This window comes from Streptomyces misionensis (assembly GCF_007896895.1).
GTDB classification, from domain to species: Bacteria; Actinomycetota; Actinomycetes; order Streptomycetales; family Streptomycetaceae; genus Streptomyces; species Streptomyces misionensis_A.
In genome coordinates this window covers 1-5634 of sequence record NZ_VOGW01000009.1, presented here as the reverse complement: position 1 = coordinate 5634, position 5634 = coordinate 1, and the positions used below count along the sequence as shown (strand labels likewise).

The following is a 5634-nucleotide window of genomic DNA, read 5'->3' as shown; positions in this document are numbered from 1 at the left end:
GTGGGGGATGCGGGCATCGGGACCTCCGTCACTGAGGGGGGTTGCCGTGTTTGCGGGCGGGGCGCTCCGCGTGTTTCGTGCGGAGCATCGCCAGCGACCGCACCAGGACCTCGCGGGTCTCGGCGGGGTCGATGACGTCGTCGACCAGGCCGCGCTCGGCGGCGTAGTACGGGTGCATCAGCTCGGACTTGTACTCCTTGACCAGACGGGCGCGCATGGCCTCGGGGTCCTCCGCCTCGGCGATCTGGCGTCGGAAGATGACGTTGGCCGCGCCCTCCGCGCCCATCACCGCGATCTCGTTCGTGGGCCAGGCGTAGGTGAGGTCGGCGCCGATCGACTGCGAGTCCATGACGATGTACGCGCCGCCGTACGCCTTGCGCAGGATCAGGGAGATGCGCGGCACGGTCGCGTTGCAGTAGGCGTACAGCAGCTTCGCGCCGCGGCGGATGATGCCGCCGTGCTCCTGGTCGACGCCGGGCAGGAACCCGGGCACGTCCAGCAGCGTGACCAGCGGGATGCTGAAGGCGTCGCACATCTGCACGAACCGCGCGGCCTTCTCCGAGGCCTCGATGTCCAGCACCCCCGCCAGGGCCTGCGGCTGGTTGGCGACGATGCCGACCACCTGCCCGTCGAGGCGGGCCAGCGCGCAGATGATGTTGCGGGCCCAGCGCTGGTGCACCTCCAGGTACTCGCCGTCGTCGACGATCTCCTCAATCACCCGCGTCATGTCGTACGGCTGGTTGCCGTCCACCGGCACCAGGTCGGCCAGCGCCTCGCAGCGCCGGTCCACCGGGTCGGCGCACTCGACCTGGGGCGGGTTCTCGCGGTTGTTCCGCGGGAGGAGGGAGAGGAGGTACCGGACCTCCTCCAGGCAGGTCTCCTCGTCGTCGTAGGCGAAGTGGCAGACGCCGCTCGTCTCCGCGTGGACGTCCGCGCCGCCCAGGCCGTTTTGGGTGATCTCCTCGCCGGTCACGGCCTTGACCACGTCCGGACCGGTGATGAACATCTGGGACGTCTCGCGGACCATGAAGACGAAGTCCGTCAGGGCGGGGCTGTACGCCGCGCCGCCCGCGCACGGGCCGAGCATCACGCTGATCTGCGGGATCACCCCGGACGCGGCCGTGTTGCGGCGGAAGATGCCGCCGTAGCCCGCGAGTGCGGTCACGCCCTCCTGGATGCGGGCGCCGGCGCCGTCGTTCAGCGAGACCAGCGGCGCGCCGGCCGCGATGGCCATGTCCATGATCTTGTGGATCTTGGTGGCGTGGGCCTCGCCCAGCGCGCCGCCGAAGATCCGGAAGTCGTGCGCGTAGACGAAGACCGTACGGCCCTCGACCGTGCCCCAGCCGGTGACGACACCGTCGGTGTACGGCTTCTTCGCCTCCAGGCCGAAACCGGTCGCCCGGTGCCGCCGCAGCTGCTCGACCTCCTGGAACGAGCCCGGATCGAGGAGCAGGCCGATCCGCTCGCGGGCCGTCAGCTTGCCCTTGGCGTGCTGCGCTGCGGTCGCCTTCTCGCTGGGGCCGGCGAGCACGCGTGCGCGTATGTCGGCCAGTTCCGCGACATGGGAGTTCATCTCTGCCTGCCTCTGCGTGCGGTGACGTGACTTCGGACGCTGCCCGCGCGGGCCGCCGGTCGGACCCGAGCGTGACAACCCGGGCTGACCGGACGCTGACGGACCGCTTACGGCCCCCCGGTCCGCGCGGTCACACCGGCTGGAGCGCCGGGATGCGCGGGTCGCCGGTGAGGGCCGGGTCGTGCGAGAGGATCGCCATCTCGATCCTGCGCAGCGCGGGGGAGGGCTGGATGCCCAGCTCCTCGTCCAGCCGGCCGCGCATCCGGCGGAAGACGTCCAGGGCGTCGGCCTGCCGCCCCGAGCAGTACAGGGCGATCATCAACTGCTCGCAGAACCGTTCCCGCAGTGGGTGGTTGGTGTGGGCCTCGGCCAGTTCCGCGAGCACGGACGCGTGCCGCCCGAGCCGCAGCTCGGCATCGAAGAGCAGCTCCATCGCGCGCATCCGGTGCTCCTCGTAGCGGGCCCCGGCCAGCTGGCACAGGGTGCCCCCGGGGGAGCCGCCGAACACCGGCCCGCGCCACAGCGCCAGGGCCTCGCCCAGCATCCGGGCGGTGCGCCCGGGGTCGTGCGCCGCCGCCGCTTCCGCCTGCCGCACGGTCCGCACGAACTCGGCCGCGTCCAGCTCGCCCTCGCCGACGCTGAGCCGGTAGCCCGCCGGATGGATGGTCACCCGGGAGGCCGGCCGGTCCGGCTCCAGCGCCCGCAGCCTGCGCCGCAGCCGGCTGATGTGCGCCTGGAGGGCGTTGGCCTGGCGGTCCGGCAACGCCTCGCCCCACATCTCCTCGGCCAGGCTCTCCCCGGACACCGGCCGGCCCTCGCTGACCAGCAGGGTCTGCACCAGCGTGCGCTGGAGGTCGCCGCAGACGTCCGCCTCACCGGCGTCGGTGCGTATCTCCAGTGCTCCGAGTACGGAGAACCTCAGCATTCTTTCCCCCTAGATGACAATTCCTCGCCGACGGTGATTCCGGATTGGTGCTGCCGTGAAAGAAAGAGCGACCGAACGCGCCGTGCCCCGGCGGACCTCGACTCCTCGCGCGGCCCGCCGGGGCATCTGCTCCGCCGGGACGGGGGGCGGCCGGCGGTTCCTGGGTACTGCCGGTGCTCGTTCGGAAAAGCACCGGCCGGGAATTGCCGAACCCCCGGGCCGGAGCCGTCAATTCCCGTGCGATCGGCGCGGGGATGGCGTCCGGCCGTGGTTCCGGCCGTGGCGGAGAGGGCAGGATTTGAACCTGCGTGGGCCGGTCAGGCCCGACCAGAGCTGTGCACTCGGTCCCCGATAAGCCACTCCGGGCACCTCTCCCCGTGTCCGGCCCCGGATTCCGGCGCCGTTCACGTCAACCACATTGGCAGCTCCGGCTGACCTAAAGCTGACACGCTTCTGACACAGGTAAATGAATAGCCAACTGCTCTTTTGCAGAGCAACGTTACGGTGCTGTACTCCCTTCGACGGAAAACGCTCCCGAAAGGGGTACGGGAATGACCGCGACCACCACCGAGACCGGCACCGACAGCCGGATTCTCGACGCGATACGCACCCACACCACGAGCGAGAACCCGAGTTCCTTCCTGGCGCTCAACAGCGGAAACAGCGTCTTCACCGCGCCGGGCGCGGACGGCGTCGTCGTCTACCGCCGCACCGGCCGCTGGGCGGTCCAGTTCGGCGGTCCGTTCGCCGCCGAGCGGGACTACGACACCCTGCTGGACGCCTTCCGGAGTTACGTCCGGGACGAGGGCCTGAGCCTGGTCGGCGTGCAGCTCCAGCGCACCGACGCCGAGCGGTACGCGGAACGCGGCTGCGTCGTCAACCAGGTCGGCGCCTCCTGGGCGGTCAGCCTGGAGGAGTTCACGCTGCGCGGCACCAAGTTCATGCAGCTGCGCAACAAGATCTCCCGCGCGCTGCGCAACGGCCTCCAGGTCCAGGAGGTCGACGCGGCCGACGTCGCCGACGCCATCGCCGTCATCGACAAGGCGTGGCTCGGCTCCAAGGGCGGAGCCCAGCAACTGGAGTTCCTGGTCGGTCAGATCGGCGGCCCGGCCCAGGCGCACCGCCGGCTGTTCGTCGGCACCATCGACGGCGAGCCGGTGGCCTACATCTCCTACTCGCCGGTCTACGGCAGCCGGGCCGGCTGGATGCACGACCTCAGCCGGCGCATCCCGGAGGGTTCGCCCGGCCTGATGGAGGCCATCAACGCGCACGCCATCGAGGTCTTCCGGGCGGAGGGCGTCGAGTGGCTGCACTTCGGTTTCACCCCCTTCACCGGGCTCGACGCCGCCCATGAGCTCGACGGCCACAGCCCGGCCTTCCAGTGGCTGATGCACGCGCTGTGGGCCGAGGGCGCCGCGCTGTACCCCGCGCAGACCCAGCTGTCGTACAAGCAGAAGTGGGCCCCCGACCTGCTCATCCCCGAGTACGTCGCGTTCGACGGGCCGCAGGCCTCGCTGCCCGGCTTCGCGCACATCTTCCGTGCCTGCAAGGCGTTCTGACCATCACTCACAGACAGGAGACGCAGCGATGAGCCAGTCCACCGAGGAACTCTCGCACGCCGTGGTCGGGCAGCTGATGGCCGTCATCGGCGCCCCCGACGACGAGCAGGTCGCCGAGGCCGCCGACGCGTCCGTGCGCGCCCTCGACGAGCGGCTGCGCGCCGAGGCGGCCGCCTGAGTGGCCGCCGGGGTGCCGGCGACCGGGCCGAAGTGGCCCGATCAGACCGGTATCAGTGCCACATCAGTGCCGCACGGAACGCTGGACGCACGTTCGCCCGGCGGTCCGGGCCCGGGAGCACCGCACTGTGCTCCCGTCGCCCGGGTCCGCCGGGCGGGCCCACAGCCCGCGGCGGTGACCCCACGCGGGAGCTGAAGTCCGACTCGCGGCGCCCGCAGGTCCGCAGGTCCGCGGGGCAGCGGCGCCGCCGCCCGTATCGGGCACTTTCTCCCAAGGAGAGCAACGCATGCAGCGTCCGCACATACAAGAAGCCGTGGCCGCGGCCGCACCGGGCGGCGAACGCACCGGCGCCTCGGCCACGTTCGCCGAACTGCTGAAACGGGTCAAGGCCGAGGGGCTCCTCGACCTGGACCCGCGGTACTACGTGGGCAAGCTCGCCCTCAACACCGCCCTGCTGCTGGTCGGCTTCGTCGCCTTCTTCGAGCTGGGCAACTCCTGGTGGCAGCTGCTCACCGCCCTGTGGATGGGGCTGTGCGGCGGCCAGTCGGCGTTCATGTGGCACGACGCCGGCCACAAGGCCATGTTCCGCAGCAAGAAGGCCGCCTCCGCGGTCGGTTACATCCACGCCAACCTGGTCAACGGGGTCAGCTACGGCTGGTGGGTCAACCACCACAACCGGCACCACAGCAACCCCAACCACCTGGACATGGACCCGGACATCGGCCGGCGCACCGTCATCTTCGACATCAAGCAGTACCCGACCCGCAAGGGCACCCAGAAGCTCGTCGTGCGCTACCAGAGCGTGCTGTTCTTCGTGCTGCTGGTGCTCGAGGGCTTCAAGATGCTGAAGACCGCGGTCAAGTCCATCGCAGGCGGCAAGACCAAGCGGCCCGTGCTGGAGACCTTCCTCATCCTGCTGCGCACCGCCGTCTACCTCACCTGTGCCTTCACCGTCCTGTCCCCGGCGCTCGCGGTCGCCTTCATCGTCGTCCAGCACGCCACCCTGGGCGTGTACTTCGGCATGATCTTCGCCCCGAACCACAAGGGCATGCAGATCCGCGACGGCGAGGAGGAGACCCTGGACTGGCTGGAGCGGCAGGTCCTCACCTCCCGCAACATCCGGCCCAGCCTGCTGATCGACTTCCTCTACGGCGGCCTCAACTACCAGGTCGAGCACCATCTGTTCCCGGCCATGCCGCAGAAGAGCCTGCCCCGCGCCCGCGAACTGACCATGCAGTACTGCGCGGAACGCGGTGTGCCGTACCACGAGGTCGGGTTCTGGGCCTCGTACCGCGAGGTCGCCTCCTACCTCCACGAGGTCAGCGTCCCGGTGCGGCGCGGTGACGTCGAGGAGCAGATCCGGCGCCAGGCCATGGAAGCGGCCTGACCGCCCTTCCCC

5 protein-coding genes and 1 tRNA gene are annotated in these 5634 nt (G+C 70.4%); 3 read left to right on the top strand and 3 right to left on the bottom strand.

What is annotated here, in order from left to right; translation table 11 throughout:
• Nucleotides 1-28: 28 nt before the first annotated feature.
• The 3 genes from FRZ03_RS01735 to FRZ03_RS38755 all read right to left on the bottom strand — a co-directional run bounded on the left by FRZ03_RS01735 (nucleotide 29) and on the right by FRZ03_RS38755 (nucleotide 2873).
• Nucleotides 29-1573: an acyl-CoA carboxylase subunit beta gene (locus tag FRZ03_RS01735; protein WP_146463326.1), complete on the bottom strand. Its 1545-nt coding sequence runs from the start codon at nucleotides 1571-1573 to the stop codon at nucleotides 29-31.
• Between the two features lie 130 nt (nucleotides 1574-1703).
• Nucleotides 1704-2498: an AfsR/SARP family transcriptional regulator gene (locus FRZ03_RS01730; RefSeq protein WP_146463325.1), complete on the bottom strand. Its 795-nt coding sequence runs from the start codon at nucleotides 2496-2498 to the stop codon at nucleotides 1704-1706.
• Between the two features lie 280 nt (nucleotides 2499-2778).
• A tRNA-OTHER gene (locus FRZ03_RS38755) sits at nucleotides 2779-2873 on the bottom strand.
• Nucleotides 2874-3049: 176 nt separating this feature from the next.
• Here FRZ03_RS38755 and FRZ03_RS01725 point away from each other — a divergent pair.
• The 3 genes from FRZ03_RS01725 (at nucleotide 3050) to FRZ03_RS01720 (ending at nucleotide 5622) form a co-directional block, all read left to right on the top strand.
• Nucleotides 3050-4057, top strand: a complete 1008-nt coding sequence (locus tag FRZ03_RS01725) for a DUF2156 domain-containing protein (protein ID WP_146463324.1) — start codon at nucleotides 3050-3052, stop codon at nucleotides 4055-4057.
• 28 nt (nucleotides 4058-4085) lie between these two features.
• Nucleotides 4086-4235, top strand: a complete 150-nt coding sequence (locus FRZ03_RS38750) for a hypothetical protein (protein WP_167381442.1) — start codon at nucleotides 4086-4088, stop codon at nucleotides 4233-4235.
• Nucleotides 4236-4521: 286 nt separating this feature from the next.
• Entirely contained in the window at nucleotides 4522-5622 is a 1101-nt protein-coding gene (locus FRZ03_RS01720) for a fatty acid desaturase family protein (RefSeq protein WP_146463323.1), read from the top strand.
• Nucleotides 5623-5634: the final 12 nt, after the last annotated feature.